The 26478-nt window shown below is 39.2% G+C and carries 21 protein-coding genes, 1 riboswitch and 2 other annotated features; of the genes, 5 read left to right on the top strand and 16 right to left on the bottom strand.

The window, feature by feature from the left end; all coding sequences use genetic code 11:
• Positions 1-154: 154 nt before the first annotated feature.
• Complete coding sequence (locus AC1F25_RS00860; RefSeq protein ID WP_002306103.1) at positions 155-1579, bottom strand: basic amino acid/polyamine antiporter; 1425 nt, start codon at positions 1577-1579, stop codon at positions 155-157.
• A gap of 209 nt (positions 1580-1788) precedes the next feature.
• Here AC1F25_RS00860 and nrdI point away from each other — a divergent pair, with 209 nt between their 5' ends.
• On the top strand, positions 1789-2235 hold the full coding sequence (gene nrdI / locus AC1F25_RS00855; protein ID WP_002308351.1) for a class Ib ribonucleoside-diphosphate reductase assembly flavoprotein NrdI: 447 nt from the start codon (positions 1789-1791) through the stop codon (positions 2233-2235).
• A 69-nt stretch (positions 2236-2304) separates the two neighbouring features.
• Here the strand turns inward: nrdI and AC1F25_RS00850 are convergent, their stop codons facing one another.
• The 6 genes from AC1F25_RS00850 to AC1F25_RS00825 form a co-directional block, all read right to left on the bottom strand.
• Positions 2305-4287, bottom strand: coding sequence for a glucose PTS transporter subunit IIA (locus AC1F25_RS00850; protein ID WP_002308350.1), 1983 nt, complete (start codon positions 4285-4287; stop codon positions 2305-2307).
• A 13-nt stretch (positions 4288-4300) separates the two neighbouring features.
• Positions 4301-5197, bottom strand: coding sequence for an N-acetylmuramic acid 6-phosphate etherase (murQ, locus tag AC1F25_RS00845; protein WP_479994173.1), 897 nt, complete (start codon positions 5195-5197; stop codon positions 4301-4303).
• 3 nt (positions 5198-5200) lie between these two features.
• Positions 5201-6262, bottom strand: a complete 1062-nt coding sequence (locus AC1F25_RS00840) for a DUF871 domain-containing protein (protein WP_123830719.1) — start codon at positions 6260-6262, stop codon at positions 5201-5203.
• Between the two features lie 211 nt (positions 6263-6473).
• Positions 6474-7001 (bottom strand): histidine phosphatase family protein, encoded by a 528-nt coding sequence (locus tag AC1F25_RS00835; RefSeq protein WP_002320007.1) that lies wholly within the window; start codon positions 6999-7001, stop codon positions 6474-6476.
• A 66-nt stretch (positions 7002-7067) separates the two neighbouring features.
• The gene (gene eat(A), locus AC1F25_RS00830) at positions 7068-8570 is read right to left on the bottom strand and encodes an ABC-F type ribosomal protection-like protein Eat(A) (protein WP_479994172.1); all 1503 of its coding nucleotides are present in this window, start codon (positions 8568-8570) and stop codon (positions 7068-7070) included.
• Positions 8571-8827: 257 nt separating this feature from the next.
• Positions 8828-9949, bottom strand: a complete 1122-nt coding sequence (locus AC1F25_RS00825) for a glycerate kinase family protein (protein WP_002308344.1) — start codon at positions 9947-9949, stop codon at positions 8828-8830.
• 125 nt (positions 9950-10074) lie between these two features.
• On the opposite strand from AC1F25_RS00825, the gene AC1F25_RS00820 reads away from it, so the two are divergent.
• The gene (locus AC1F25_RS00820; protein ID WP_065763711.1) at positions 10075-11016 is read left to right on the top strand and encodes a 2-dehydropantoate 2-reductase; all 942 of its coding nucleotides are present in this window, start codon (positions 10075-10077) and stop codon (positions 11014-11016) included.
• A gap of 142 nt (positions 11017-11158) precedes the next feature.
• On the opposite strand, the gene AC1F25_RS00815 is transcribed toward AC1F25_RS00820, so the two are convergent.
• Positions 11159-12055 carry a WaaS/CpsH family glycosyltransferase gene (locus tag AC1F25_RS00815; protein WP_010732040.1) on the bottom strand — a complete coding sequence of 299 codons (897 nt, stop codon included), beginning with the start codon at positions 12053-12055 and terminating at the stop codon, positions 11159-11161.
• Between the two features lie 268 nt (positions 12056-12323).
• Between AC1F25_RS00815 and AC1F25_RS00810 the strand changes: the two genes are divergently transcribed.
• Together AC1F25_RS00810 and AC1F25_RS00805 are read left to right on the top strand one after the other, a co-directional pair.
• Positions 12324-13664: an amino acid permease gene (locus AC1F25_RS00810; protein WP_024636209.1), complete on the top strand. Its 1341-nt coding sequence runs from the start codon at positions 12324-12326 to the stop codon at positions 13662-13664.
• A 315-nt stretch (positions 13665-13979) separates the two neighbouring features.
• Complete coding sequence (locus AC1F25_RS00805; protein ID WP_024634958.1) at positions 13980-14423, top strand: DUF305 domain-containing protein; 444 nt, start codon at positions 13980-13982, stop codon at positions 14421-14423.
• 194 nt (positions 14424-14617) lie between these two features.
• Here AC1F25_RS00805 and nhaC read toward each other — a convergent pair whose 3' ends face one another.
• From nhaC to mgtA, 7 genes are all read right to left on the bottom strand, one after another.
• A complete protein-coding gene (gene nhaC / locus AC1F25_RS00800; RefSeq protein WP_002293789.1) occupies positions 14618-16036 on the bottom strand; it encodes a Na+/H+ antiporter NhaC in 1419 nt (472 codons plus the stop codon).
• Between the two features lie 403 nt (positions 16037-16439).
• Positions 16440-17663, bottom strand: a complete 1224-nt coding sequence (locus tag AC1F25_RS00795) for a M20 family metallopeptidase (RefSeq protein WP_002320010.1) — start codon at positions 17661-17663, stop codon at positions 16440-16442.
• Between the two features lie 31 nt (positions 17664-17694).
• Complete coding sequence (locus AC1F25_RS00790) at positions 17695-18534, bottom strand: MetQ/NlpA family ABC transporter substrate-binding protein (RefSeq protein ID WP_081186096.1); 840 nt, start codon at positions 18532-18534, stop codon at positions 17695-17697.
• 16 nt (positions 18535-18550) lie between these two features.
• Positions 18551-19231, bottom strand: a complete 681-nt coding sequence (locus AC1F25_RS00785) for a methionine ABC transporter permease (protein ID WP_002312131.1) — start codon at positions 19229-19231, stop codon at positions 18551-18553.
• 1 nt (position 19232) lies between these two features.
• Complete coding sequence (locus AC1F25_RS00780) at positions 19233-20306, bottom strand: methionine ABC transporter ATP-binding protein (RefSeq protein ID WP_479994171.1); 1074 nt, start codon at positions 20304-20306, stop codon at positions 19233-19235.
• A gap of 58 nt (positions 20307-20364) precedes the next feature.
• Positions 20365-20603: a binding site (T-box leader), on the bottom strand.
• Positions 20604-20644: 41 nt separating this feature from the next.
• Positions 20645-20878, bottom strand: a binding site (T-box leader).
• 76 nt (positions 20879-20954) lie between these two features.
• Positions 20955-21626 (bottom strand): HAD family hydrolase, encoded by a 672-nt coding sequence (locus AC1F25_RS00775; protein ID WP_119364839.1) that lies wholly within the window; start codon positions 21624-21626, stop codon positions 20955-20957.
• A gap of 86 nt (positions 21627-21712) precedes the next feature.
• Positions 21713-24361: a magnesium-translocating P-type ATPase gene (gene mgtA / locus AC1F25_RS00770; RefSeq protein WP_479994170.1), complete on the bottom strand. Its 2649-nt coding sequence runs from the start codon at positions 24359-24361 to the stop codon at positions 21713-21715.
• A gap of 341 nt (positions 24362-24702) precedes the next feature.
• Positions 24703-24877: riboswitch (M-box (ykoK) riboswitch) on the bottom strand.
• A gap of 171 nt (positions 24878-25048) precedes the next feature.
• On the opposite strand from mgtA, the gene ndk reads away from it, so the two are divergent.
• Positions 25049-25486 (top strand): nucleoside-diphosphate kinase, encoded by a 438-nt coding sequence (ndk, locus tag AC1F25_RS00765; protein WP_002317955.1) that lies wholly within the window; start codon positions 25049-25051, stop codon positions 25484-25486.
• Positions 25487-25507: 21 nt separating this feature from the next.
• On the opposite strand, the gene AC1F25_RS00760 is transcribed toward ndk, so the two are convergent.
• Complete coding sequence (locus tag AC1F25_RS00760) at positions 25508-26374, bottom strand: Rgg/GadR/MutR family transcriptional regulator (protein ID WP_002293329.1); 867 nt, start codon at positions 26372-26374, stop codon at positions 25508-25510.
• Positions 26375-26478 lie beyond the last annotated feature (104 nt).

Below are 26478 nucleotides of genomic sequence, written 5' to 3'. Positions count from 1 at the left end.
TGACAGAAGTGGCCAGTTTCAAGAAATTTCGGCTTATTTTTAGAAGAAGCTACTTCTTGAACACCATTTATTCAAAAAAAGAAGCGATGACACGAATGTTGTCACCGCTTCTTTTTTGAATAAACCACAGGCTTCACAGCCTCTCTTTATACTTCTATACGTGAAGCATCCCAGTGGCAAATAAAACCATTGCGATTACTCCGACCATCGTCACACCGATAAGTAAAATCTTATCTAAGTGGATATGTTGTACAGGTTCGTTTTGTTCTTTACGTGCTTTGAGGTAAAAATAAATACCTGGTAAGAAAAGAACAAGAACAAGCATCACTTCATTAAAGGCTACAACTAGCATGGCCCATACTTGAAAAGCACTTGCTAAAAACCCTACTAAAAATTGGACCCACTCTTTCCGCTGATAAGAAAGCTTCATTTGGTACAGCCCTAAGAAAAGCCACGTGAAGAAAATCGCTGCTGTACCAAGTGTATAAGCAAAGTTATATGCACTGTCAGTGAATAATAATGAAAGTAAAAAGACATTCGTACATAACGTCGTCAATACGATAGCATAAGTTGGTGCCCCATTTTTGTTGAGTTTTCCCCATGCTTTAGGCAAAAGTCCGTCCTCAGCCATATTCCCCATTGTTTCAATCGGCAAGATTGTCCATGAGAGCCAAACCCCAACTAAAGAAATGATCAAACCGCCGTTGATCACGACCGCCCCCCATTTACCAACCATCATTTCAAATACATATCCCATAGCAGGTTGCGCTTTGATCGTTTGCAGCTGATTCATCGTCATTGTGCCATATGGAAGCATGGAAACCAAGACGTAAATAATGATCAAACCGAATATTCCTAGAATCGTTGCTTTCCCAACATCCGATTGTTTTTTTGCTCGTGAACCTACGACAGAAGCTCCTTCAATACCAACGAATACCCAGAGCATCACCATGATGCAACTCAATACTTGACTAGAAAACGGGATCGGCTGCCCATTCGCATTCAATATGATATCGCTAGAAAAGTTATTAATGAATTGTTGGATCGAAAAGGTGCTGATAGCTACTACAATAAATAAAAATAATGGCACTAATTTACAAAATGTGACGATAGCATTGACAAAGCTAGCATTTTCAACTCCACGATTCACTAGCCATGCATATCCCCATAAGAAGATCGTACTCATCACGATCGATGCCACATTTTGACCACCTTCGAATACGGGGAAGAAATAACCTAATGCACTCATCAACAATGTTGCGAACGCCACGTTTCCTAACCAGCATGTGAGCCAGTAACCCCAACCGCTGATAAAACCAGCGAAACGGCCAAAACCTTCTTCTGCGTAACTAAAGATCCCGCCTTTTAAATCTGGACGTTTTTTATTGATATTATTGATCGATAAGGAGAGCATCAACATTGCTGTTCCTACGAGTACCCAGCTGAAGATAGCTGGGCCACCAGCCGATCCGGAGATGTCCGTCATAATACCAAATACGCCACCTCCAATCGCTGAACCAATCACTAAGGCAGCAAGTGGAATCAAACCAATTCCTTTTTTCTGTTGCTCTGTATCCATGTAAGCATCCTCCAAAGTAAAACCGCTTTTATCAAAAAGTATAACAAACCTTTTTTATTTTTACTTAATTAATAAAAACTTTAATAGAAATATAATTCTACCGACTTTTTTCTCATTATACAAGCAAAGCGCCTAGTCCCTTTCCAAATTACACCACCAAAAAACTTAAAAAGATGCTATACTAAAGGGAAAGAATTGGGGGATGATCCATGAACATTTTATATATATCGATTTCAGGAAATACGCGTGCTTTTGCCAAACATCTAGCAGAATATGCTGAAAAAATGCATGCAGAAGATCCTGTCAATCCTGAAGTTACTTTAAAAGAAATCCATGAAAATAGTGATTTTACGAAAGAAACAGAACCATTTTTTACTTTCGTTCCTACTTATTTAGACGGCGGGAATGGGTTAGACAACGGTGACACAGAAATCTTGACCGAAACGATGCGCGAATATCTGGAATACGAAGACAATCATAAACTTTGCCTTGGTGTAGTCGGTAGCGGTAATAAAAACTTCAACAATCAATATTGTCTGACAGCCAAACAATACGCACAAAGATTCGGCTTTCCTTTCTTGGCAGATTATGAATTACGGGGAACACCATCTGATGTGACACGCGTTTATCAAATTTTGGCAGAAAAAAATAAATAACACAAAAGAAGAAGCTGAAAAATAAATTTCGGCTTCTTCTTTTTATGTTCTCTATTGTTTCTATTCTTATTAAGCTTTGACATCCATCACAGGTGCTTTTGCTTTCGCTTTACCTGTTTTTTCCAAGACAAAGTTTTTTACACGATCCATATTGGTTACCAAGACGATCATGGAGGTTTCTTTGTCTGCTGCTTTGATTGCTTCTAAGTCAGCTTCTGCTACAAGCGTATCAGGTGTCACTTGCTGTCCTTCTGTTACTTTCACATCGAATGGCGTACCGCCTAAGTCAACTGTGTTGATGCCCATGTGAAGCAAGATTTCTAAGCCATTTGGTGTCGTAATGCCGATAGCATGTTTTGTTGGGAAAACAGAACTTATTACTCCAGTAACCGGGGAATAGATATGTCCGTTTTCTGGTTCTACAAAGTAACCTTCACCCATCATTTTTTGTGCAAAAACTGGGTCACTTGCTTTATCTAAAGAAACAACTGTTCCGTCAGCAACTGATGATAAGATAGTCACACTTTCAGCTGAAGCTTGAGGTACTGCTTTTTCAGGTACTTCATTTACTGTGGCTGTTTCGGTCGCTAGTTCTTCTTTTTCTAAACGGTCTTTAGGAATACCGAAGAAGAATGTAGCAACGAAGCCACCAGCGTAAGCAGCCAATAAACCAAGGATATAGCCTAACCATTTACCATCAGAGATCAATGGAATCAAAGCGGCTCCTGAAGGTCCAATAGCGATTGCTCCGACATTTCCGATCATTCCGATCACTGCCCCACCGATACCTCCACCGATACAAGCAGTAATAAATGGACGTCCTAGAGGTAATGTTACTCCGTAAATCAATGGTTCGCCGATTCCTAAGATTCCGACTGGTAAAGCCCCTTTGATCATTTCTGTTAATTCTTTGTCTTTTTTGCAGCGGATCCATAATGCCAATGCTGCGCCCACTTGTCCTGCTCCGGCCATCGCAAGGATTGGAAGCAATAAGGTACGACCAGTTTCATCAATCATTTGTACATGGATTGGCGTCAAGATCTGATGTAGTCCGAACATGACCATTGGCAAGAATAATGTACCTAGAACGAAGCCGGCAAATGCTCCTCCAACACCAAGTACCCAGTTGATCCCACCGACCATGCCGTCAGAAATGAACCCTGCTAAAGGCATGATGAAGAAAATTTCGATCAGACCGATGGCAATCAGGGAAAGAGTTGGCGTAACGATGATATCTACCGCATCAGGTACTACTTTATGCAGTTTTTTCTCAACGATTGACAATAACCAAACTGCGAAGATAACACCTAAGATCCCGCCTTGTCCAGCTGCAAGAGCTTCACCGGTAAACAAGTTTTTCAGTGGTGCTTCTGGATTCATCCCTGTCAGCATCACAACAGCCCCGATAACTCCACCAAGCGTTGGCGTTGCACCAAAAACTTGTGCAGCATTGATACCTGTATAGATAACTAGATAGCTAAACATCCCGTTTTTCAAGATGTTCATCACATCGATATATTGTTGCCATGTTCCTGCGTCTAGTGTTCCAGCTGTGACTAAGTTTGCTAAAACTGCGGCAATCCCTGCCACGATCCCAGTGCCGACAAATGCAGGGATCATTGGTACAAAGATATTAGAGATGTCTTTTAATACCGATTTGATTTTAGAGGGTTTTTGTTTCGATTTTTGTGCCGCTTTCATTTCTTGTGCCCGTTCGTTTACACGGTCTTTTCCAGATGCAGAAGAACTTGCTGTAGTTGCACTAGCAGAAGGAAGTTTTTCTCCTAATTTCACGCCTGCTAAGTCAACCATTTCCTGCGCTACTTTGTTCACTTTCCCAGGTCCGATGATGACTTGGAGCTGTTCATCCTCTACTACGCCAAGTACTCCTGGAATCGCTTTTAATTCCGAGACATTTACAAGATCATCATTGATGACCTTCATACGTACACGAGTCATGCAGTGGACAATGCTTTCAACATTGCCCATACCGCCTGCTCCTTGATAAATTTGTTTTGCCAGTTCTTCCAAAGTCAATTCGTTTTTTGCCATGGTCTTTTCCCCCTCATAAGGTTCCTTTTACAAAACCGTTTGCTTCAGCTAATTTTGCTTGAGCTGCCTCTTTATCACTATTTGTCAAAATCATGACGATAGCCAGTTTGACATTTTGATCTGCTTCCTCAAAGTACTTTTCAGCTGTTTCGTAGTCAGCTTCTGTCGCTTGCATGATGATTCGTTTTGAGCGTTCGATTAGTTTTTCATTTGTTGGTTTGACGTCGACCATCAAGTTATTGAATACTTTACCGATACCGATCATACTGATAGTAGAAATCATATTCAAAATCAGTTTTTGTGCTGTTCCTGACTTCAATCGAGTAGAGCCTGTCAAAAATTCTGGTCCTGCATCGACTTCAATTGGGAAATCCGCATGCTTGCTGATTTCTGCTTGTTTATTGCAAGAAATCGTTCCTGTAACAGCACCAATCGATTTTGCGTAATCTAATCCACCAATCACATATGGTGTACGACCGCTAGCTGCGATACCAATAACTATATCATTTTTTGTTAAATTCAGCTTGATTAGATCTTCTTGCCCTAATTCATAAGAATCTTCGGCTCCTTCGACGGCTACAGTCATTGCTTCTTCTCCACCAGCAATTAGGCCTATGACCATTTCCGGTTCTACACCGAATGTCGGTACACATTCAGCAGCATCTAATACACCAAGTCTACCACTCGTTCCAGCTCCCATATAAATCAAGCGACCACCTTTTTTAAAGGATTCAATCGTGTTGGCGATCACTGGCTCGATACTTGTCAGTTCTTTTTCAACAGCAGCGGCCACTTTCTGATCTTCTTTGTTCATGAGTCGGACTGCTTGAGAAATACTCATTTCATCTAATCCAAAAGTTTCTTGGTTTCTGCGTTCCGTTGTTAGGTTCTCTAAATTGATTTTGCTCATTTTTTATCTTCCTTCTTTTCTTATAAATTGATAGTTCATACCAGCTTTGATTTGGTTGATCAGCGGTAGTTCTTCTTTGATGACTTTGGCTACTACATTCACTTTTTCATCCGCTGGCAAATCATATTTAGTTAATTGGATCTCACCCATATAGCGCAAATACTTTTCGTTATCTAAAGTAATAGATCCTTTCATACGCTTAGCTGTATTTCTTACTGGGATTGGCGGAATCTCTCGAAAACGCGCATCTGCGCTTCGTATGACATCTCTTGCATCATCTTGCCGATTCGTATGTTTTCCTAATATATATTCGTAAAAAACTTCATCTACAGGTTCCGTATGGAGCAAGACTGTCTGTTCTTTTTGGAAAGAAGCAAATTGCTCCTGAACGTGTTCTGACAGACCTGCATCTCCGATATAAACAATATCCGTGTTACTTGCTAATAGATCAAGAGCACCTGCCAGAGGATGGATCCCTCGATGTTCTTCCAAAGTTGGTAATCCTTGATACAGCGGACCTCTCAACTCTGTATCTCCTGGTACAAAGCCTTGTACAAGGAATCCTTGAGTTTTGAGCCATTGATTTTTTTCCTGATACCATTCTTTGTCCAGCCCTGTTTCAGGACGTGGATAATAATTATGCCAAGCTTCAATCTGTGAGAAATCAGCCGCTGCTTCTTTCAACTCATCGATATCTTTAGGCGTGATCGTGCTGGCATTCAAACTGATTTTCAATTGATGTGACCAGTCGGCGATCTGCTGATTAGAAATATGATAATCCATTCTTAACCCTGTTACACCAATTGCTTTCAAGGGTGTTAGATCTTTTAATGAAAAGCCAGCTCGTTTCAATGCCTCTCCTGAAATATCGACCATCAACTCTAGTTTATTCTTTTTCGCTTCGCTTCCTAGTTCGATCAATCGATTTTGATAAGCCGAAACATCATCTTCCGGTATATGCATGGAAGTGAAAATACCGACAAAGCCATTGGATGCCATTTGGCGGATATACTGTTTCTTCTCTTCTGACAAAGAATCATTCATAAATATTGAAAAGCCAAACATATTATCCCTCTTTTTCTGTATCCGTCTTCATTTCTATGACTAGAGTATATATCTAAAGAAACAAAATTTCAATACTTTTGTTAAAATAATTAAATTTTATTTCTAAAAGTTGGATTTATAATGCCAAAAGAATTGACACAGCCACAAAAAAGGCACTGCTAAACAAATGCAGTGCCTTGAAACATTTTATTTAAATAACACAAAAGTCTAATTACTCATAAGAAATTAATTCTGTATTGTCTACCATGAATGTAAAGAACCCTTCATTAGGCATTGGATGAAAATAAGCATTGATCACTCTTATCAAGGCATTATGACAGACTAACAAGTAGACATTTTCTTCGTCTTCCATGCATTCTTTCAATAAAGGAACGATCCGTGCGTACACATCTAAGACCGACTCTCCATTTGGGAAACGTACAGCAAACGCTAAACGCGCTTTTTGAAAGTTTTCATCTTTGCTTGGCAGTCCGTCATAATCCCCAAAATCCATTTCTACCAATCGCTCATCAGCGGTCATCGGCAAATTGAGACGATCAGCTACTGCTTGTGCTGTATCTCTTGCTCGTTGAAGAGGGGAATGGATGATTTTCGTGATTGGAACAGGCAAATCTACTACCTTTTCTGCTAGTGCCTGTGCCTGCATCTGTCCCTTTTCAGTCAGCGGCACATCTGCTCGCCCGCAAACTAATCCTTGTGCGTTCCAAGTTGTTTCTCCGTGTCTCGTTACATAAAGCATGTGATTCTCTCCTTCGTTGACAAAGTTCTCCTTAACCATACCTTGTTGTCTTTGAGATTACAAGGTTTAGATTTTCTCAAGAGAAATAATCTCAGTAGATACTTTATCTAGAAAGGTTTGATCATGTTCCACTAGTAACATAGCAGGTTTCACGTTCAAAATCAGTTGTTCTAATTGTTCTTGATTGAAGACATCCAAATAATTCAATGGTTCATCCCATATATAGAGCTCAGCTGGTTGGGATAAAGATTTAGCCAATTCCACTTTTTTCCGTTGTCCCATACTCATCTGTTCGATTTTATTATGAAAAACATCTCTTTCCATCCCAAGCTTTCGGAGATTATTCAAAAATGCTTGATAGTCTACTCGGTTTTTCTTCGCGAATTCCGCCAATGTCCCTCGATTGTCTTCATAATTTTGGCGTACGTAACTAATGGTCAAATGTTTGGGCTGGGATTTTTCTCCTACAACCTTGCCGTTGAATGTCCCCAGAAGATAATGGATAATGGATGACTTTCCCGCGCCGTTAGGACCTGAAATTGCCGCCCGCTGATGAGGTTCGATCGTAAAATGAACTGGCTCGAATAACAGATTTTCATACCCTAATTGAAGATTTTCTACGCTTAACAGCCGTTTATGATGAGACACTTGGCTATTCATCGTCAAAGCATCGATATACTCGATATCTTTTAATAATTTTTCTTTCTCACTGATCTGGGTTTCCATCCGATTCACGATTGCTTTAGATCGTTTCATCGTCCGTGCAGCATCAGCGCCTACTGCTCCTTTATTCACTCGCCTAGATTCCGTATCGATGAATCCGACTTTTTTCTTTGTTTTGTCTCCTTCTCGGGAACGAGACCATTCTGCTTTTTCAGCTGCTGTTTTCTTTAGCCTGCTGACTTCTTTTTTCAATTTTTCATTTTTAGCTATTTCAAATTCATCACGAAGTTTTTTCTGTTCTTCATAGATAGAGAAATTCCCTTGATAAAGTTCCAGTTGGCTCTTTTCGATTGCTAAAACATGGTCCACTACTTCATCGATAAATCCCCGATCATGACTCACCACGATGAATCCTTGTTTTTTCTTTTTCAAGTAAGCCGCTACTTGTTTTCTGCCAGAGATATCCAAATGATTCGTTGGTTCATCGATTAACGGGAAATGAGTGTCATCCACAAATAAGAGTGCCAGTAGGACTTTTGTCTTCTCTCCTCCTGATAGTGTGCTGAATTCTCTCCATAAGATTTCAGGATCTGTTTGCATCAGTTGGAGCTCTCTTTCAATTTCCCATATCTCAAAATCCGTAATCTCATTTAACACATAATAGGTCAAACGCTCTTTATCTTTTGTTTGCTGCGGGAAATAGACAAACGCTTGCTGATGGATCACTTGCCCTTGATAAGGGAGTTTGTTTTGCAGGATATTCAGTAAAGTTGTCTTTCCTCGACCGTTTCGTCCGATAAGTCCTAGTTTCCATTGTGTGTCAAAGTTTAGATTGGCTTGTTCAAATAATAATGTGCCTTGGCTGTCATAGCCGAATGTCAGATTTTTTATTTCGATTTTAGACATTATTCCATCACCTCGTAAAAAAAGACCAGTCCTATTTTCAGAACTGGCTAAAGAGGATGCAAGGGTTGGGGCACACAAAAAGACCCATACATCGAAAGAACCAAGCCAATCCCGAAAATCTGCACACTGCTCCCTTGTCTCCACAAGGTACAGTCTGAATGCAGCTTTCATCAATCGACTTAATTTTTCAATGCACGGATCCCTCACTTTGTCCTATATTTGAAATTACGATAGCATAAAGAAATTGTTTTTGTCAACTACTTCGGGAGAATGTTGAAAAATCTGCTGAGTGTCTGTCCTAAGATTTCTGTTTTTTCTAATGTTTGCCTGTGTTCCATTGCTTCCTCTAAATCGATTGGTCCTAATTGAATGCTTAAGACAATGGGGAGAAAATCAGAGAGTCCTTCCAGCTCTTGGTCTCTACTTCCGCAAATAGCGATTATTGGTTTTCGATATTTTTTTGCAAGCACTGCTACGCCATATGGAACTTTTCCGTGGATTGTTTGCTGATCAATCCGCCCTTCTCCTGTAATGATGACATCCGCTTGTTCGATCTGTTTTTCTAATCCAGTGATTTGGCTGACCAACTCAAAACCAGAGACCATCTTCGCTCCTAACAAAAAAAGGGCTCCGCCAATACCGCCTGCTGCTCCGCTTCCTGGGATGTCATCTAAATCCACCTCCCAAACATCTTTTATCTGCTGAGCAATCTTTTCAGCTTGTTTATCCAAGAAAGCTAACGTCGTATCCGTTCCTCCTTTTTGTCTTCCAAATTGCCAAGCAGCTCCTTGTTGACCTGTATATGGGTTGGTCACGTCTGCAGCGATGATCACTTTTACTTTAGAAACAAGAACGTTCCTTCGATCCAAATGAAGTTTTCTAGTAGATAACAAAGGATTTCCTTCTGTGTACCCTTCTAAAGAAGCACCCAAGGATTGGAGTAATCCTAGACCACCATCGCTACATCCGCTTCCTCCTAAAGTGACAATGATTTGTTCCACTTCTTGAAGCAGTGTATCTTTGATAAGCTCTCCCAAGGCATAACTAGAAGCAAGTCGGATGGTTTGATCCGTTGGTTTATCAAGTAAATCTAATCCTAATACTTGTGCAGATTCAATGACTGCAGTATTTTTTCCTTGCCAGTTCGTCAATAAATAACTGATTTTTCGCTGACGAAATAAGAGATCCATCCCATCAATCGTACGCCAGGTTCCCCCGAGCGCGTAATAGATTGCTTCTGCAGTATTTTCTCCGCCATCTGCAATCGGCACATTGATTTTTCTTCCTTTACGGTCTTCCCAGCCATTTAGAACTGCCTGATTTAATTCAAATGAAGAAGCACTTCCTTTAAATGAATCGATTGCCGCTAAAATATCCATCTATATCCCTCACTTTCTTCTTAAGTAAGACACTTTTTTTCACTTTTTTCAAACAAAACAATGCTATTTTCTTCTGTTTTTCTATATACTAAAAGGGAACTCATTGAATAAAGGAGAGAAAAAACATGAAAATCGCAATAGCTGGAGCCGGAGCAATGGGCAGCCGAATCGGATTGATGTTGCATCAAAGCGGAAATGAGGTCGTCTTGATCGATCGCTGGCCTGCTCACATTGAAGCCATTCGTACAAATGGATTGATTGCTGACTTTAATGGCAAAGAAGTAGTTGCAAAACTGCCAATCTATTCACCAGAAGAAATCATCGAAAGCAACGAACACGTGGATTTGATCGTAGCCTTGACAAAAGCGAATCAATTAGATGATATGTTTCGTTCGATCCAATCCATTATTACTGAGAATACTTATGTTTTGTGTTTACTGAATGGATTAGGTCATGAAGATGTACTGGAAAAATATGTACCAAAGAAAAATATCTTATTTGGGATCACGATGTGGACAGCTGGTCTAGCTGGTCCCGGAAAAGTCACATTATTAGGTGATGGAGAAATCGAACTAGAGAACTTGGAACCAGAAGGCGAAGCATTTACAAAAAAAGTTGTAGAAGTCTTTCAAGAAGCAAGATTGAATCCAATCTATAGTCATAATGTTCGTTATTCCATTTGGCGAAAAGCTTGTGTAAACGGAACATTAAATGGATTATGCACGATATTGGATTGTAATATTGCTGAACTAGGTGCGCAAAAAGCGGCAGAGGGCATGGTTCGAACGATCGTATCTGAGTTTGCTTCTATCGCAGCAATAGAAGGAATCACATTAGATCAAGAAGAAGTGTACCAACATATTGCTTCTACTTATGATCCTGACAACATCGGGTTGCATTACCCATCTATGTACCAAGACCTGATCAAAAACCATCGTTTGACTGAAATCGACTACATCAATGGTGCCGTTTGGCGAAAAGGACAAAAATATGATATTGCTACACCCTATTGTGCCTTTTTGACCCAATTAGTCCATGCAAAAGAAGGAATCCTTGGCGCAGAATAAAAGGCTCTCTGATGAGAATCAGCTGGATCAGCAGCTGGTTCTCATTTTTTATCCCCCACGAAAGATCAAAAAGAAAAACACAATTCTCATGTTGCCATAAGAATTGCGCTTGTTTATTTTCATCTATGATTGGTTGGCACTTTTATTTATTTTTAACAGAGGAAAGATCGTATTCATATTGTTCATAAATAGCGGAGTCAGTAGTGAAAAAACGTTTTGCCCAATTTTCTGCATCAAAAAATTCCAACAGTTCTGATGGGATTGGCTGAAATGGCGTATGCAGAAATTCCGGTAATTCATCTAAATCACGTTCTTGAAGCAAAAAAATATTTTCAGGATGATAAAACTGATAATGAGCTATGGCTTGATTATCTGTCACTAGCTTCTTTTGAAAATACATAGATTCAAACGTTCGCAAAGTCACTCCTTGCTGCCCTTCCCGCAACAGTTCTAGAATCCCGCTCGATTCCCCAGTTTTTTTCAGATACTCTTCATAAGTAAGGTATCCAGGTTGTTCATTTCCTCGAAGCGGAAGAATAAAGTAATTGGTCGTAACACCTCTTTTTGTAAATTCCTGCTTATATTTTTCTGCCCGTTCTTTTCTTCCGTTATTTGTTGCACCAAAAAAAAGATCCGTCTTTGGTTCGCTAGAAGAAAAATCCATATGTTTCGAATAAAAGGAACTATTATGTTTTAGTCCAAGTTCTTTTGCTTCCAAAAAATCAAAATGATAAATCTCATCGATTGCCGGTTCATCTTGTGCCTGTTTCAGCATCGCCTCGTGTTCTGCTTTGAAGTGGTTCCAAAAAAATAACACGATTTTTGCATTGGTAAATGGACGCACGCGTCGAGCCATCTCCATATCAAATCCATAATCTAAAAAAACGATCAGCTGATAATTTGCCAACTGTTGTCGAGCCGATTTAATGAATTCCGACTGTAGTAAATCTTTTCCGGACCAAACATCTAAAGAGCGGATGGAAGGAAAAAAATAAAGTGATTTATTTTTCGCAACTAGCAATACGTCGTTTTTGTTCATCTGTTCCGCCTCACTTTCTCTGTCACTTTTTCCTATGATAGCCTGTTTAAATAGTAAAAAGCCAGTAAAACGCTTCCTATTATTTTTATAAAAATTTAATATTTCTATGAAAATACGATGAAATAAATCATTCTTCCATTAAAATATGCCTAAAAGTTTTCTGAATAGTTGTAATTGTCTGAAAATTTGTTATCATTAGTCATTGTTATTATTGCTATTTATTCTTACTATACATTTTGATTGTGAATTTAAAAGAAAGAGGTCATTTATGGAAGATAAAAAATTGAAAAAACAACTTAGCTCCCGACATATCACCATGCTAGCTTTGGGTGGAGCGATTGGTGCAGGTCTATTTAAAGGAAGTGGCGAAGCGATTGGAATCGCCGGCCCTTCTGTATTGATCGCTTTTTTGATTGGCGGCATAATTTTATATATCGTGATGAAAGGTCTGGGAAAAATCGTTTTAAGTGGTGGCGATACGCACCACGGATTATCTGGATTGATTCGTCCATATCTAGGTGCTCATTCTGCCGATTTTACCGATTGGGTCTACTGGTCCATGTGGATTATCAATATCATTGCTGAAGCTGTTGCAGCTGCTTCCTTTTTACAGTTGTGGTTCCCCCACATCCCAGCTTGGGTATTTGTTTTTATGTTGGCTGTTTTAACTACTATCATCAATCTTTATTCGGTACGATTATTCGCAGAGACAGAATATTGGCTGGCCTTTGCTAAAATCAGTGTCATTATCCTATTGATCATTTTTGCTGCTTATCTTGTTGGTCAGCAAATGTTGGGTTCTGGTGTTTTCCCTACCCTTCAACAATTGACTGATCATGGTGGTTTTACTCCCCATGGTATGAAGGGAATCATCAGTTCTTTGCTTGTAGTTATCTATTCTTACGGCGGTTCTGAGCTGATTGCTATCACAGTAAGCGAAGCAGATGATCCTAAACGTGCGATTCCTAAAGCAATCAAAGGCGTTATGGGAAGAATCATTTCCTTTTACATTATTCCTTTATTTTTGCTTTTGATTATTTTTCCTTGGAATACATTAGCAGGTACGAACGTTAGTCCTTTTGTGATGGTATTTGAAAAAATGAATATTCCATTTGCAGCAGATATCGTCAATTTCGTGATTGTTCTTGCTCTGTTCTCGTCTATCAATTCAGGTGTGTATGCTTCTTCGAGGATTTTGTTCTTCCGCTTGAAAGATCGAAAAGGTTCCTCTAGAAAACTAGCTGTTTTAAACAAGCATCAAGTACCGCAACGTGCTGTGCTGTTTTGTACCAGTGTTCTTTATCTAGGTGTGGCTCTTTCTTATTTTGTCGGTGACAAATTATTTGGCTATCTGGCAGGTTCTCTTTCCTATACAGTATTATTGATCTGGATCATTATCAGTGCTGCGTCCTTTGTACTGGCACTAAGGAAAGGAACGTTATGGGACAAAGGAATCAGCTTTTTTGCATTAGCAGTCTTAGGGTTGATTTTCCTTGGTATCCTATTCACGAACTCCATTGGGGTGACTGTATTGACCGGTTTGCTTTACCTGTTCATTTATTTCAGTTATCAAAAAAAGAATGATGCTTTCGTCTTGACGAATGAATGAAACCAATAGAGAATTTTATTCTATTTATATTGAATAGCTGGAGCTATTGAAAAAGGAGCTGCGACAAAAATTGTTGCAGTTCCTTTTTCCGAATAAACGGTGTTCAAAAACTTACATCTGCGGTAATAAGTCCAGCCAAGTTAAAAACATAAGAAACTGTTTTTACTTGGCTGTTCTTATTACTTGATGCAGAACAGCTTTTTCACGACCTCTTGATAAACGGTATCCAAAAACCATCTGTGCAGATTAATTGATTGTTCTCCACGCTCATGACATGATAGAAGAAAGGAATGAAGAAAAAGGAGTTTGTTTTAAATGAAAAAGTATTGGAAGTTTTTGTTGATGATTGGTGTTTCGACGGTAGTCATGTTTGGTATGATGTATTTGAATGTTTATGCGCTCGACCATATCTTCTTCAGTCGCACACGTGTATTCATGGCGCTGATGATGGGTGCAGTCATGGCAGTCATTATGTTGTTGTTCATGTGGAAAATGTATGAAAACAAAAAGATAAATGCTATGATTTTAGTGGCAAGTCTTCTTGTTTTTGCTGGTTCCTTATTTATGGTAAGAAGCCAAACAACTGTCAACGATACGGCGTGGATGAAGGCAATGATCCCTCATCACTCTATTGCTATCTTGACAAGTAAACGAGCTGATTTAAAAGATCCTGAAGTAAAAAAATTAGCGGAAGAAATCATTCAGGCACAAGAAGAAGAGATCGATAAAATGAAAAAAATGATCAAAGAAATGGAATGACCATTATCTATCCAAACAGAAAAAGAGGTTGTGAAAAAGCTGCCCTGCATCAAGTAATAAGAACAGCCAAACAAAAATAGCTTCTCATATTTTTCGTTTGGTTAGGCTTATTACCGCAGATGCAAGCTTTTGAACACCGTTTATTCGTAAAAGGGAGTGTGACAAGACTTTTGTCACACTCCCTTTTTCCGTTTTTATTGTTCCAATTGCGCTGTCTTGCTTACTGCTTCTTGCGGTTTCACAAATTTCTTTGAGATCCCCCAACCTGTAAAGGCACTGACCATCGAAAACACAGGTGAAAGCAAACTGAAAAACACGAATGGCAAGTAAGTGAGTGTAGGAATGCCAAATGTACTTGCTACGAAACTTCCGGCGATCCCCCAAGGCACTAAGTAATTGATCACTGTTCCACCATCTTCTAGTGTTCTACCTAATACAGTTGGATCAAAGCCTGCTTTTTCGTAAGTTTCTTTAAATGCATTACCAGGCAGGATAACAGATAGAAATTGTTCTCCAATAAAGATATTTACTCCGATGCTTGTCATCAATGTTGTAAAAATCAATTTTGGGGTGTTCGTCATCTTTCTTGATACTCGTTCCATAACGGTTGAGATCAACCCAAATTCGATCAACAAACCACCTAATGACAATGTTAGAATAATCAATGACACAGTTGGCATCATGCTTTCGATCCCTCCACGGCTAAGCAGTGAATCGATTTGTTGGTTTCCAGTATTTGAAACAAATCCCGATTCGATGACCCCTGCCAACTTCGTTAAGGAAGTTTGTGGGTTTTGAATAAAGATCATTCCTACTGCTACAGCGATATTCAACAAAATCGTCAAAATTGCCGGCACCTTTTTCCATGCACACAAGAGCATTAAAAATAGAGGAATCAGTGACCAGATCGAAATAGTAAAGTTTGCTTCTAGAATATCGGTCACTTCACGAATAGATGAAAGACTTGCGGCTTTACTTGTGTGTCCTAAAATCATGAATAAAAAGAAAGAAACAACAAATGCCGGAACAGTCGACCACATCATATGCTTGATGTGTTTGAACAAATCGGCATCAACAATAGCTGCTGCTAAATTTGTTGATTCGGATAATGGAGACATCTTGTCTCCAAAAACGGCACCTGAAACAATGGCTCCAACTACAAGGGCTGGATTTAGTCCTAGTGTTGTCCCAATACCGAAAAATGCAATCCCAATCGTTGACATAACCGTAAAGGCACTCCCTACAGCGCTACCTACGATTGCACAAACAACAAATACAGAAGGGACGAACCACTGGACACTGATCAATTTAAATCCAATGACCATGAGGGTTGGAATGATTCCTGCTTGTATCCATACAGCAATCAATGAACCGACTAAAATAAAAATAAAGATTGGAATGATCCCCGGTTTGATGCCATTGATGATTCCTTCGTGCAGCCAATCTGTCGGGTATTTTTTTATCACTGCGTACAGCATGACCATTCCGATAGCTGCCAAAATCGTGATATTAGGTGAAACCTTTAATCCGACAACGCCAATCGCAATGCCTAAAACAATGACCATTAATACAAGTGTTGCTTCTAAAAAACTTGGTGTTCCTTTTTTTTCCATGATAATCTCTCCTTTTTTAGTTGTTCTTATGTTCTAAAAAAGTTAAGATATCGGATTACTCCGCCACAATTCATCCGCGATTCCTCCTTTATAAAAATAAAAAGACCTGCTTTCAACTAAGGACGAATGACTCCGCGGTACCACCTTAATTAAAAACAGATCTGTTTTTCACTTTCAAACGATTATTCAAATGTATGGACTTTCCATGTAATTCGTCAATTAGGCTTGATCGGTTCACAGCGACCACCGACTTTCTGAACAAAACACCTAACCGCTACTGCGTGAAAAGTTGACTTGTATGAAGTTTACCTTCCATAAGATCATTTGTCAATGAAAAAGAAAATATTTTTTCATTTTTCTGAAAATTATTTTTATCACTTTCACGCACAACTTTATCTTTTTACTAGAAAGTAGCGCCCTCTTGTTTTTTTCTTGCTACTATTTCTTGATGTTCTTGTTTGATTTTTTCTAATAGCTTGGGTTCTCTCAATAAATCTAGAGCTGTATTGGCAAGTAATTCCGCTGCAATCGCAATAGAAGCAAGTCCTTTTTCACTTTTAGCAGCAGCTTTGAATTCTTCTGTATGTCCGGCAATGTATGTCTCAGAGATTGCTACAGTAGGCTGTATCGTTGGAATGACTTGGCTGACATTTCCTACATCAGAAGAACCTAGACTTGTTCTTTGTTCCGTTTCTATTTCTTCATCAGGAACACCTGCTTCTTTTGCATGTTGGAAGAATAAGTCATCAAAAGAAGGCGTGACGATGACATCATCGACTGCATTTTGGAACAATCCAAACTCAAAAGTCGTACCCGTGCTTAATGCAGCGCCTCGTACGATATTTTCCACTTTTTCATATACTTTGTCTAATGTTTGTCGATTTCCTGCACGTAAATAGAAACGTCCAGCAGCGTAGTCTGGTATGACATTGGCCGCCACGCCTCCATCTGTAATGATTCCATGGATATTGACATCTTTTGGCAATTGCAAGCGTAGAGCGTTGATTCCGTTAAACACTTGGATCAAGGCTTCCAAAGCATTTACTCCTTTTTCAGGTGCTGCTGCTGCATGAGAAGCGACACCGTAAAATTTGATATCAACTGGATCATTTGCTAAAGATTCTGTCGTTTTCCCATAACGAAAAGCTGGATGGACACATAATGCTGCATCGACATCCTCAAAAAAACCTTCCCGAACGAAGCTGCCCTTAGCTGATCCATTTTCGCCTCCTTCTTCCCCTGGAGTACCATACACACGGATTTCTCCGCCAATCTCATCAATGAATTGTTTCACTATGCTGGCTGCTAATACGGAGTAAGTACCAAATAAATTATGTCCGCATGCATGACCAATACCTGGTAAAGCATCAAATTCTGCCAAAAAGGCAATTGTCGGACCTGGTTTATTGGAAATATAACGTGCATCAAAGCCTGTTCGGTGCCCAGCTACTTCTTTTTCTACCCAGAACCCTTCTTTTTCCAATTGTTTGATTAAAGCTGCTGAGGAATAAAATTCATAATTACTTACTTCAGGATGGTCGTGAATAGCTAGTGCAAGTGCTTGATATTCTGGTAAACGGTATTGGATCAGATCTTTCAATTGATTTGTTGAGAGTGTGGTTGTCATAAAAATTTCCTCCTATGCTAGTCGTTTTTTCTTATTTTCTCCCGAATGTTTCCCACGCAGGTACGCTTGAACCTTTTGATGTTTTTTCGATTACTTTGGCTGTTTCTTCTGTTTGATAGGCATCTACTATTTTTTGATACGTTTTATTGTCTTCATCTTCTTTTCTTGCAACGATGATATTGACATAAGGACGTGCATGGTCATCGACTGGTTCTAAGAAGATTGCATCAGAAGCGGGATTAAATCCAGCATCTACAGCTACACCGCTATTGATGACTGAAATGTCTACATCCGACAAAGCACGTGCTGTTTGGGAAGCATCTAACTCAGAAATGTCTAGATTTTTTTTATTCTCGGTAATATCAGAAACGGTAGGCGCTTGGCCTTTTGCCTTGTCCACTTTGATCAATCCAGCAGTTTGCAATAACAGAAGAGCTCTGCCGCCATTCGTGACATCATTAGGGATGGCAACTTTCGCTCCATCTTTGATATCAGCCACATCTTTTAACGTATTGGAATAAATTCCCAACGGTGCATTAACCGTATTCCCAATCGATACTAAATCAGTTCCGTGTTCTTCATTGTAATTGTCTAAAAAGAATTGATGTTGGAAGGAGTTCAAATCGATCGATCCATCTGCTAAAGCCGCATTTGGCTGATTGTAATCTGTAAATTTCACATATTCCAAATGGATGTTTTCCTTTTTCAAACGCTCTTTCACATCGTCCCATACATCTGTATCTTCCCCAATGATCCCTAGTTTTACGGTCGTTTCTTTTTTGTCAGTTGTAGCTGCTTTTCCTTGGCTGCACCCTGCCAACCAAATAATTGCTACAAATGTAATGACTGCAAAACGAATAATTTTTTTCATTTTTTCTCCTCCACTTTCAATGTGTGATTTTTTTAATCAGTTGATTACTGATAAATTGACTCAAAAAAACTAAGACCAGAATCAATAATGTAGCGACAATCGTTACATCTGTTTGGAATCGATTATATCCTCTCGATATAGCAAGATTCCCTAATCCGCCGGCACCTACTGCTCCGGCCATGGTAGTCAGTCCGATCACATTGATAATCGTCAACGCTGAGACCCGAATGATACCGGGTAACCCTTCTAACAAATAAACACGTAAAATGATGCCGATTGGGCTCGTGCCCATCGCTTCTGCTGCTTCGATCACCCCAGGATCAACTTCTAGCAGTGCATTCTCGATTTGACGGGCAAAAAACGGGACAACACCAAAAATCAAAGGGACTAAAGCTGCTTTGGCACCGATCGTCGTTCCAACTAAGAAACGAGTAGTCAAAGCTAAAAGGGAAAGCAAGATAATAAAAGGGATGGAACGAATGATATTGATCAACTTATCAAGTATTTCGAACAGCAGCCTGTTAGCTAGTAATCCATTTGGACGCGTCACTACTAACGTCACACCTAGGATGATTCCGATAATCCCACCAATGAATGCCGTCCAAAAAGACATATATAGTGTTTGCTTTGTCGCTTCGATGAATTCATCCGGAATCAAATAGACATTCGGCAAATATGTTTTAAAAAATTCAGTCATTTTAGCTTCCTCCTTCGATGACTTTGATACGGTTATCTAATTCGTTTTTTTGTAAAATAGTTACTTTTACACCAGATTTGATCAAATAATCCAATGCTTTTTGCCGCTGTTTGGTTTCTCCAGCTAAAGTAACGATCAAACTTCCTAAGGGTGTTTCTTGTAATAGCTCTACATTACCGTATAAGATATTCGCTGTTACTTGGTACTTGCTGTAAAGATGAGCGATTAGAGGTTCGTTCGTCTGGTTGCCGATATAACTTAATTCCACCAACCATTTATTTGCAATCTGATCGGCAAAAGCAGCATGGGCACTGATTGTTTCCAATGCTTGGTCAAGGTGTGTCGCTGTCCGAATAAAATCTTTAGTCAATTCTTCTTCAGGATGACTGAAAATCTGGATGCTGCTGCCTTTTTCAATGATTTTCCCAGCTTCCATAACCGCCACCTTGTTGCAGATTTCTTTGACAACTTGCATCTCGTGAGTAATCAGGACGATCGTTAGACCTAGTTGACGATTTAGTTTTTTTAACAGCGCAAGGATCTGAAGGGTCGTTTTCGGATCAAGTGCACTAGTTGCTTCATCGCATAACAACACTTTAGGTTCATTTGCCAGAGCTCGTGCGATTGCCACTCGTTGTTTTTGTTCCCCCGACAGTTGTTTAGGATACGCAGATGCTTTTTCTTCCAGACCGACAAGTTCCAGTAGTTCATTCACTTTTTGACGACGTTCCTGTTTTGATTTTCCAGAATACTTTAGAGAAAAATCTACGTTGTCAAAAATCGTTCGACTTTCCATTAGATTGAAATGCTGAAAGATCATACCGATGGCCTTTCTTTCTTTTCGCAATTCTTTTGGAGAGAGCTGGCTTAAATTCGTCTGGTTGACGATGACTTCTCCTGCTGTTGGTTTCTGCAACAAATTCATCACGCGGACTAACGTACTCTTTCCTGCACCTGAGTAACCGACGATCCCATAAACATCCCCTTTTTCAATCGTTAAATCTACAGAATCTACTGCCTGTATCTCTTTTTCTTTTTGTTTGAAACATACAGAAACATCTCGCAATTCAATCATTAACATTCCTCCTTGTCTATAAAAAAAGCATCCTCAAGAAAATGAAAATAGTCATTTTCTTGAGGACGCCTTTTTGCGTGTTACCACCTCATGTTCAAGCTGTGTTCACACACAACTCCTCTTCAAGTACCATCATACTCTAGCAAGATATCGGTCGCAGCCGTCACCGCCTTACATCTATGCTCGGGATGAATTGCTCGATGGCCATTTTCCAATAGTCGTTCCTTGCTTCTTCTCAGCTACCGAAGCTCTCTGTCAAAGGTTCTTCTATCGTACTTACCATTTCAATGCAAATAATATTCAAAAAAAAATCCTTTTACTAACATAAACTATGTCAGTAAAAGGACGACGTATCGTGGTACCACCTTTTTTCGGAAGTTTTCTTCCCTCAAGCCCAACATCTCAAAAAGAGAGATTGGCGTTCGTTTTAACGGTCGAACATTTCCGAATTTGCCTACTTATCGACAAATTATTCTCCAAGGCCATTTTCAGCTTTTCTTACTTGACTCTTCACACCAGCCAGAGCCTCTCTGCAAAGTTTCCAAACTTACTTTCCTTTTCAACGAAATCGATATTTTGTTGTTGGGATTAATCTACAGGAGGAAAACTAAAAAGTCAAGCACGAAATTCAAATTATTTTTTCTATATTTATTTTTCTGTTTTTTTATCTAACATTTCAATAACAGTTCGAAGATCTTTTCCTTCAGCAAGAAGTTTCAATTTTTCCTTTTCTTCGACGGTATAATTTCGGACAAAACTGGAATCAGGTATCAAAACAACGCCTAATCCTGCTCGTGAAGCAGCTGTTGCTCCTACTAAAGAATCTTCCACTGCAAAAGCTGAAGGAGCTTCTAATCCTGTTCGTTCCAAAGCTGTCAGATAAGGAATCGGTGAAGGCTTGTTCTCCGACACTTCGTCTCCGAATGTAAACGTGTCAAAGTAATCAGCTAATTTAAAGTGATCCAAGATATCTGTTGCTCTTTTCGTAACAGTGGTCGTAGCAATGCCTAGTTTCATATGACGTTCTTTTAAGTCTGCCAATATTTCTTTTGCATATGGTTTTAAGTGGATGGCTCCGCTTGTCAGCTGTTGATAAAAATATTCTTCACGCTTCGCTCGGACTTCCTGTACTTTTTCAGGGCTACCTGCTGCTTTCACTAAAATATCAAAACTTTGTTTCCAGTTTTTTCCGCCCCAAGCGTCAACGATTTCTTTTGGGATATGGATATCAAATTGCTGAAATCCCCAAAGCCAGCCATCACGATACGTTTTTTCTGTGTCAACTAACAAACCATCTAAATCAAATATTGCACCTTTCATCTATACATTAATCCTTTCCAAAACAATACACATAGTTTAGCACGACTGGTCCAAAAAGAACAGAAGCAAAGAACCAGCCTTCTCGTTTATAAGAGTTCTTGGAATTGACGGATATAGATTTTCTTCACAGCTGTCACAAGCGCCAGATAAGCGATGACTGTAGCAAATAACCATAACCAGTAATTGCCAGGAAGTGGCATCAAGCCTAATTCAGCACCAAAACTTGTAAAAGGAAGGACAGAACCGACAATAATTCCTAATGTAGTGATAACAAACATGGCAAATGTTGCGTTGCTTTGGATAAATGGTACTTTCGGTGTACGCAGTGCATGGAGCACTAAGGTTTGTGTCCATAGTGATTCGACAAACCATCCTGCATGGAATAATGCGATGAAAATCACTCGCTGTGAACTATCCAATGTATGGAAACTTCCGCCCACTACAGCAGGACAAATAACAAAATACATCAACAAGTAAGTAGTAATATCAAATATCGAACTTGTTGGACCAAAGTAAACCATGAATTCCCCAATACTAGATGCATTCCATTTTTTTGGCTCGTCCAAATATTCTTTATCCATCCGATCCCATGGCAAGGAAATGCAGGAAACATCATAGATCAGATTCAAAAACAGAAGTTGTAAAGGCAGCATTGGTAAAAATGGCAGGAACGTACTTGCAATCAGCACGGAAAACATATTGCCAAAATTAGAACTTGCTGTAGCCTTGATATATTTCATGATATTTCCAAAAGTTTCTCGTCCAGAAAGAAGGCCTCTTTCCAAAATCGTCAAATCTTTTTCTAAAAGGATCACGTCTGCAGATTCTTTCGCAATATCCACAGCTGTATCTACAGAAATACCGATATCAGCCACTTTCATTGCAGGAGCGTCATTGATACCATCTCCTAAAAATCCGACAGTATGACCATTTTTACGTAAAGCTGTCGTCAAACGTGCTTTTTGCTGAGGATTCAATTTTACGAATACTTCATGGTCTTCAGCTACTTGTGCTAATTCATGATCACTCATTTCCGAGATTTTCTCACCGGTAACCAATTCATTGATCTCTAGACCTACTTGACGGCACACTGAACGTGTAACTAATTCGTTGTCCCCAGTCAGAACTTTTACAGCTACACCATGTTCTTTCAGAGCTTTCAACGCTTGTTTCGTTGTTTCTTTTGGTGGATCAAGGAAAGCAAGATAACCAATCAGAACCATGTCTGACTCATCTTTGACTGAAAATTCTCCAACGACGCTTGGATTGGTCTTTTGTGCGACACCAATCACTCGTAAGCCATCTTCATTAAGTGACTGTACTTTTGCAAGTACGGCTTCTTTTCGTTCTTTTGTTAATGGTGTAACAGTACCGCCAAGATCAATAAATTTAGAAATGTTCAGCATTTCTTCAATCGCGCCTTTTGTGATCATTTGTGTTTTACCAGCTGGATCAGCAACCACAACACTCATACGGCGACGTTCAAAATCAAAAGGAATTTCATCCACTTTTTGATAATTGATCTTATCTGTATCTAAAGTTTCTGTTGCTTCATCAATGATAGCCACATCTAACAAATTTTTCAGCCCTGTTTGATAGTAGCTATTTAGATACGCATGGCGCAAAACACGATCATCTTCATTTCCTTCACAATCCATATGATATTCAAGAATGATTTTATCTTGTGTCAATGTCCCCGTTTTATCCGTACATAACACATCGATTGCACCAAAGTTTTGGATGGCATTCAAATTTTTGATCACTGTTCCTTTTTTGGCCATCACACTTGCTCCTTTGACCAAATTCGTCGTAACGATCATTGGAAGCATTTCAGGTGTTAGACCAACTGCTACAGATAGTCCAAAAAGAAAAGCTTCTAGCCAATCCCCTTTTGTAAGCCCATTGATGACGATAACTGCTGGAGCCATCAATGACATAAATTTGATCAGTAGCATGGATGTTTTATGGATGCCTAATTCAAAGCTTGATTGAATTGGTTTTTCAGATAGCGTTTCTGCTACATGCCCAAATAGTGTGTCATTTCCAACAGAAACAATGATTCCTTCCGCACTTCCACTGATGACATTACTTCCCATAAAGACAAGATTTTCGTAACTTGTTTCGCTTTGCTGATCGTCTTCACATACTTTCGCATGCTTTTCTACTGGATAGCTTTCCCCTGTCAATGCTGCTTGGGAAATGAATAAATCCTTTGCGGACAATAAACGCATATCCGCTGGTATCATATCCCCTGCTGAAAGCCGAACAAGATCTCCACAGACGATTTCTTCCATAGGAATCTCTGTGTACTTTCCATTACGTTTTACAGCTGCCGTTACTTTCACAAATGATTTCAGTTTTTCAGCCGCTTGATTGGAACGTACGGACTGGATCAACGTCATTGTCCCGCTGACGATAACCATAGTGAAGATAATGGCTACACCGAAAAGATCTTTATCTCCAGGAGCTGCTAATACATATTCCGTGATGAATGAAATAATTCCTAATGCGATCAACACTAATGTAAATGGTGTGATGTATGCTTTCAATATTTCTACGATGAATGGTGTTTTTTTGCCATATGAAATCGCATTTTCACCGTAATTTTCTCTTGAACGTTCGATTTGTTCTTCTGTCAATCCATTTGCTGATGCATGGAATAGTTCAAATAATTCTTGTTTCGTTTTTCCAGCAAAAGCTGCATAGATTTTTTGTGTATCTTTCTTTTTTTCCATCTCAATCTCTCCTTTGTGTCCAAAAGACAGCTGTTCTCGCTGCTTTTGGTCTTTAGCTATTCATCGGATCGATAGAGAAAAAACTGAAAGGGGCTGAGAACAGATAGATAATAGCCCTGGCCTTTCCTCTAGATCTTTGTTTTTCGAATGACTGTCATCCATTTGTTCTCATCTCCTTTACTAAGTAATTTTAATTCATGACTTCCAATCATTTTTCGAATAGTTATTTTCCCAATTAGACCACCTCCTTTTTATTTTTCACCGATGGGGATTTGCGGCAACAAAAAAACCTCTCGCCAAATACTCAGCGAAAGGTTTGAAAAAGCATATTAAAAAAAGCTTCTCAGATCTCATCGTTGAGTTTTGACACTGTACAACGTAAAAAGCAGATACCTGCTTTTAGCTACCTTATGAAAAGCCTTATCTCGACAATTCCTGTTCTACCCATTGGCGTCTCTCGACGTTTTTGGGCAGTAGCCTATGTTTGTATAGGAGCCTCACCTAACAAATCTTATTCGGTTTTCCTTCGTTAATATAACAACTAAAAAAGAGGATGTCAAATCAATTTTCCATGTTTTTCATACTTTTTTAAAATACACACGTTATATTCCTGTCTCACGCGGTTTTATTTGTCTCATTTTCCACCTCCCGCTATAATAGAAATATAGTAGGAAACGAGGTGCTGTTATGGAAAGAACACTTGTTATTATCAAGCCAGACGGCGTGAGACGCCATTTAGTCGGAAGCATCATCCAACGTTTTGAAGCAAAGGGACTGGCCATTGCTGAAATGAAATTTGAAACTATGACTCCTGAATTAGCAAAAGAACATTATCAGCACTTGACTGAGCGCAGTTTTTTTGATGAACTGATCGATTACATGACTTCCGGTCCTGTTGTTTATCTTGTGCTGGTCGGCGAGGAAGTGATCGATATCGTCCGTAAGATGGTTGGAGCAACAAAAGCTGCCGATGCTGTTCCAGGTACGATCCGAGGAGACTACGCGCTGCCGGGGACTGAAAACATCATTCACGCTTCTGATTCCCGTGATGCTGCGGTAAAAGAGATCGCCCGCTTTTTCCCGCCATTCGATACAAACAAACCGTCTGAAAAAGCGGCGAAGTGATACAAATTCTAAACTGCTGGTCTAGTTGCTGGGTTCAGCAATGGCCAGTAGTTTTTTCTCTAAGGACCTCCGTTGATTCTTTCCTAACATATATTCGAGCACTGTGAAGAATTCTTGGTAGTCTTTCGTCTTTTCTTCCCCTAAAGCAGCAGAAATCAATCTTTGATAATAATCTGCCATCAATGTTTCATAGATCACTGTACTTCTTTCTTTATGTGCTAAACTCCGTTTCATATCTTCATTCACACTACGTGCCTTTTTCAACCGACCATTTTCTATATAAAACGAAGTCAGGTTCATTAAAAAAGTAAAGAGATACTGCTCATGATTGTTCAACTGTGCTAATCGTCGCATTCTTTTTTTGATTTTCAAATAATTGTTCTCAATAAACCGATCACTGAATATCCAAGGAAAATCAGCTAGAATAGATAGTTCAAATTGACCATAGTCTGGTATCTGCATCAAGTATTCTTCAATGATTCGGCATTCATAACGTAAAAATTCAAATTCTGTCTCAGATACTTCTGTTTTTTCGACCATGTGAAGATTCAAAACCAAATAATACAGATCTTCTGTTTTCTTAAAATGCCTACGGTTATTGCTGATCTCTTTATAAGGATCAAAGCTGTCTTCTTGTACCCGATCTAGCATTCGTCTTTTTTTCTTTAACTTTATTGGTTCATCCAGCTGGTTTCGCATCCATTCATATTCTGCAAGTGTCATGTTCATTCGCTCTAAAAATGATCTCAATGTTACAAATGACATTTTTTTCACTGAATTTGTCTCAATCCCGACTAGAGAAGTCTTAGAACAGATTCCTTCCGCTAATTGGGACTGTGTCAACTTCTTGTTGACTCGAAGTTTCTTAATCAATTCACCATCATACATAATAGTTCTCCTTTTTAATTTAAATTTTTCCGCATTCAATAAATAGATACGTTAAAAAGGAAAAATACACGAAAAAAACAAAAAAATGTTTTTTTCATAAAAAT

The organism is Enterococcus sp. M-BR2, assembly GCF_056612775.1.
This window is presented reverse-complemented; position numbering and strand designations above follow the sequence as displayed.

Coding starts and splice junctions, on each gene's coding strand:
- AC1F25_RS00860 (WP_002306103.1), bottom strand. CDS start 1,579: ATGGATACAGAGCAACAGAAAAAAGGAATTGGTTTGATTCCACTTGCT.
- nrdI (WP_002308351.1), top strand. CDS start 1,789: ATGAACATTTTATATATATCGATTTCAGGAAATACGCGTGCTTTTGCC.
- AC1F25_RS00850 (WP_002308350.1), bottom strand. CDS start 4,287: ATGGCAAAAAACGAATTGACTTTGGAAGAACTGGCAAAACAAATTTAT.
- murQ (WP_479994173.1), bottom strand. CDS start 5,197: ATGAGCAAAATCAATTTAGAGAACCTAACAACGGAACGCAGAAACCAA.
- AC1F25_RS00840 (WP_123830719.1), bottom strand. CDS start 6,262: ATGTTTGGCTTTTCAATATTTATGAATGATTCTTTGTCAGAAGAGAAG.
- AC1F25_RS00835 (WP_002320007.1), bottom strand. CDS start 7,001: ATGCTTTATGTAACGAGACACGGAGAAACAACTTGGAACGCACAAGGA.
- AC1F25_RS00825 (WP_002308344.1), bottom strand. CDS start 9,949: ATGGATATTTTAGCGGCAATCGATTCATTTAAAGGAAGTGCTTCTTCA.
- AC1F25_RS00820 (WP_065763711.1), top strand. CDS start 10,075: ATGAAAATCGCAATAGCTGGAGCCGGAGCAATGGGCAGCCGAATCGGA.
- AC1F25_RS00815 (WP_010732040.1), bottom strand. CDS start 12,055: ATGAACAAAAACGACGTATTGCTAGTTGCGAAAAATAAATCACTTTAT.
- AC1F25_RS00810 (WP_024636209.1), top strand. CDS start 12,324: ATGGAAGATAAAAAATTGAAAAAACAACTTAGCTCCCGACATATCACC.
- AC1F25_RS00805 (WP_024634958.1), top strand. CDS start 13,980: ATGAAAAAGTATTGGAAGTTTTTGTTGATGATTGGTGTTTCGACGGTA.
- nhaC (WP_002293789.1), bottom strand. CDS start 16,036: ATGGAAAAAAAAGGAACACCAAGTTTTTTAGAAGCAACACTTGTATTA.
- AC1F25_RS00795 (WP_002320010.1), bottom strand. CDS start 17,663: ATGACAACCACACTCTCAACAAATCAATTGAAAGATCTGATCCAATAC.
- AC1F25_RS00790 (WP_081186096.1), bottom strand. CDS start 18,534: ATGAAAAAAATTATTCGTTTTGCAGTCATTACATTTGTAGCAATTATT.
- AC1F25_RS00785 (WP_002312131.1), bottom strand. CDS start 19,231: ATGACTGAATTTTTTAAAACATATTTGCCGAATGTCTATTTGATTCCG.
- AC1F25_RS00780 (WP_479994171.1), bottom strand. CDS start 20,306: ATGATTGAATTGCGAGATGTTTCTGTATGTTTCAAACAAAAAGAAAAA.
- AC1F25_RS00775 (WP_119364839.1), bottom strand. CDS start 21,626: ATGAAAGGTGCAATATTTGATTTAGATGGTTTGTTAGTTGACACAGAA.
- mgtA (WP_479994170.1), bottom strand. CDS start 24,361: ATGGAAAAAAAGAAAGATACACAAAAAATCTATGCAGCTTTTGCTGGA.
- ndk (WP_002317955.1), top strand. CDS start 25,049: ATGGAAAGAACACTTGTTATTATCAAGCCAGACGGCGTGAGACGCCAT.
- AC1F25_RS00760 (WP_002293329.1), bottom strand. CDS start 26,374: ATGTATGATGGTGAATTGATTAAGAAACTTCGAGTCAACAAGAAGTTG.